Source organism: Streptomyces sp. SID5910, assembly GCF_009862125.1.
Taxonomy (GTDB): Bacteria; Actinomycetota; Actinomycetes; order Streptomycetales; family Streptomycetaceae; genus Streptomyces.
In genome coordinates, this window is record NZ_WWHX01000894.1 from 1 (window position 1) to 2,867 (window position 2,867).

Consider the following 2,867-nt stretch of genomic DNA (forward strand, 5'->3'; position numbering starts at 1 on the left):
CGGCCCGCCGCCCCCCGTTTCGATCGCCGCGGCTTCCCGATGGACCCCAAGGACCGCGCGGCCCGCCGGGACCGCCTGCGCGCCCGCGCCGTCACCACCACCGTCGTCGCCACCGTCGTCGCGGCCCCGGTGCTGGCCCTGTGGGCGGCCTACCGCGGCACCCCGGTGGGCGAGGGCGAGGAGGGCCGCTCGGCCAGCGCCAGCGAGGCGCACGGCCCGGACGGCGACGCGGCGGACGGCTACGAGAACGCGGGCAACGCGAGCAGCACCCCCGGCGCCCCCTTCGGCAAGGACGGCAAGAACGGCAAGGACGGCAAGGCCGACGTCTCCGTGGAGGTCGTCAGCGTCTCCGGCGCGGGAGCGAAGGGCGCTGGCCACCTCGACGTGACGGCGGGGCACCACGGCGACACCACGCTGATCACCCTCACCGCGACCGGCGACGCACCGGTGCGCTGGTCCGCCGCCACCACCGCGCCCTGGCTGTACCTGAGCCAGTCGTCGGGCACGCTCCACCCCGGCGAGACGCTGACGCTCAGGGTGTACGTCGACCACCTGCGCGAGCCGTCCGGCCACTGGAGCGCCAAGGTGGCCGTCTCGCCCGCGGGCGCCGTCGTCTCCATCCGGGGCTACGGCACCGCCCCGAGCCCGTCCCACCCGGACCCGCGCCCCAGCACGCCCGACGACTCGTCGTCCCCGTCCGACCCGGGCCCAGGCCCGGACCCGGACCCCGACCCCGACCCCAGCCAGCCGACGTCGCCGCCCCCCGACCCCACACCGACCGACGACCCGACCCCCACGTCACCCGACCCGGACCCGACGCCCACCACCCCGACCCCGACCGGCGGCACGGGGGGCGAGTCACCCCCGTCAGACGGCGGCGACAGCGGCGCCCCGAGCCCGACCGGATCCTGACCGCCGCCTCCGCCTCCGCCTCAGCGGCGCGGCGCGGGGTCCGCCGGATGCGGCGCCAGCAGGGGCAGCTGCGACGCCAGTCGCGCCTCGCACAGCTCCACCAGCCGGTCGTAGCCCGCCTTGCCCATCAGCTCGATGAGCTCCGGACGGTAGCTGACGTACACGGGGTCGCCCGCGCCGTGCGCGGAGGTCGCCGACGTGCACCACCAGTGCAGGTCGTGCCCGCCCGGTCCCCAGCCGCGCCGGTCGTACTCGCCGATCGACACCTGGAGCACGCGCGTGTCGTCGGGCCGGTCGATCCACTCGTAGGTCCGCCGCACCGGCAGCTGCCAGCACACGTCGGGTTTGGTCTCCAGCGGCTCCCGGCCCTCCTTCAGGGCCAGGATGTGCAGCGAGCAGCCCGCGCCGCCCGCGAAACCGGGCCGGTTCTGGAAGATGCACGAGCCCTGGAAGGGCCGGGTCTGGCGGGAGCCCTCGTCGTCCTCGGAGACCCAGCCGTTCCGGGTGCCCTCGGCGTGGTGCTGCCAGATGTCCGGCGTGAGCCTCGCCACGTGCCCGGCGACGCGCTGCTCGTCGTCCTCGTCGGAGAAGTGGGCGCCCAGCGAGCAGCACCCGTCGTCCGCGCGGCCGGCCTGGATGCCCTGGCAGCCGCTGCCGAAGATGCAGTTCCAGCGCGAGGTCAGCCAGGTCAGGTCGCAGCGGAAGACCTGCTCGTCGTCCGCCGGGTCGGGGAACTCCACCCATGCGCGCGCGAAGTCGAGCCCCTTCTCATCACCCGCCGGGGGACCGGCCACGGGGCCCTTATTGCCTTGCTTGTCCTTCTTGGGCGACTTTCCGTCCTTCGCCTTTTTCGTCTTTGGCACGGTTCCAGGGTAAGTCGCCCGGACCGGACGACGGCACCGCTGGCCGTCCCGCCGGCAGTAGCGTTCCTTTTATGAGACTCGGTGTCCTCGACGTGGGTTCGAACACGGTGCATCTGCTGGTGGTGGACGCGCACCCCGGCGCGCGCCCGCTGCCCGCGCACTCGCACAAGGCGGAGTTGCGCCTCGCCCAACTCCTGGACGAGGACGGTGCGATCGGTCCGGAGGGCGTGGACCGACTGATCACGGTCGTCCACGAGGCGCTCCAGGCCGCCGAGGACAAGGGCGTCGAGGACCTGCTGCCCTTCGCCACCTCCGCCGTGCGCGAGGCGCGCAACGCCGACGACGTCCTCGCGCGTGTCCGCGACGAGACCGGCGTCGAGCTCACCGTGCTCAGTGGCGCCGAGGAGGCCCGGTTGACCTTCCTCGCGGTCCGACGCTGGTTCGGCTGGTCGGCGGGCAAGCTGCTGGTCCTCGACATCGGCGGCGGCTCGCTGGAGATCGCGTACGGCATAGACGAGGAGCCGGACGCGGCCGTGTCGCTGCCGCTCGGCGCGGGCCGGCTGACCGCGGCCCGGCTGCCCGGCGACCCGCCCGACCCGGACGACGTCAGGGCGCTGCGCCGCCATGTCCGTACGGAGATCGCCCGGACGGTCGGCGAGTTCAGCCGCTTCGGCGCCCCGGACCACGTGGTCGCCACGTCGAAGACCTTCCGGCAGCTGGCCCGTATCGCGGGTGCCGCCCGCTCGGCGGAGGGCCTCTACGTCCAGCGTGAGCTGAAGCGGGCCTCGCTGGAGGCCTGGGTGCCGCGCCTGGCCGCCATGACCGCCGCCGAGCGCGCCGAGCTCCCCGGCGTCTCCGAGGGCCGCGCGAACCAGCTCCTGGCCGGGGCCCTGGTCGCGGAGGCCGCGATGGACCTGTTCCACGTGGAGAGCCTGGAGATCTGCCCCTGGGCACTCAGGGAGGGCGTGATCCTGCGCCGCCTCGACCACATGGACCAGGGCTAGGCGGAACCCGCACCCAAAGCAAAGCCGCACCCAAGACGAACCCGCACCCAGAGCAAATCCGCACCCAACGCAAAGCCGCACCCAAGAC

The 2,867-nt window shown here is 74.1% G+C and carries 3 protein-coding genes; 2 read left to right on the top strand and 1 reads right to left on the bottom strand.

What is annotated here, in order from left to right; genetic code table 11:
- A partial coding sequence (locus GTW67_RS31420; protein ID WP_524539843.1) for a BACON domain-containing protein occupies positions 1-912 on the top strand: 912 nt, incomplete at its 5' end.
- 20 nt (positions 913-932) lie between these two features.
- Here GTW67_RS31420 and GTW67_RS31425 read toward each other — a convergent pair.
- Positions 933-1,775 (bottom strand): DUF3109 family protein, encoded by an 843-nt coding sequence (locus GTW67_RS31425; RefSeq protein WP_161168144.1) that lies wholly within the window; start codon positions 1,773-1,775, stop codon positions 933-935.
- 71 nt (positions 1,776-1,846) lie between these two features.
- On the opposite strand from GTW67_RS31425, the gene GTW67_RS31430 reads away from it, so the two are divergent.
- Positions 1,847-2,779 (top strand): Ppx/GppA family phosphatase, encoded by a 933-nt coding sequence (locus GTW67_RS31430; RefSeq protein ID WP_161168145.1) that lies wholly within the window; start codon positions 1,847-1,849, stop codon positions 2,777-2,779.
- The last annotated feature ends 88 nt before the right edge of the window (positions 2,780-2,867 follow it).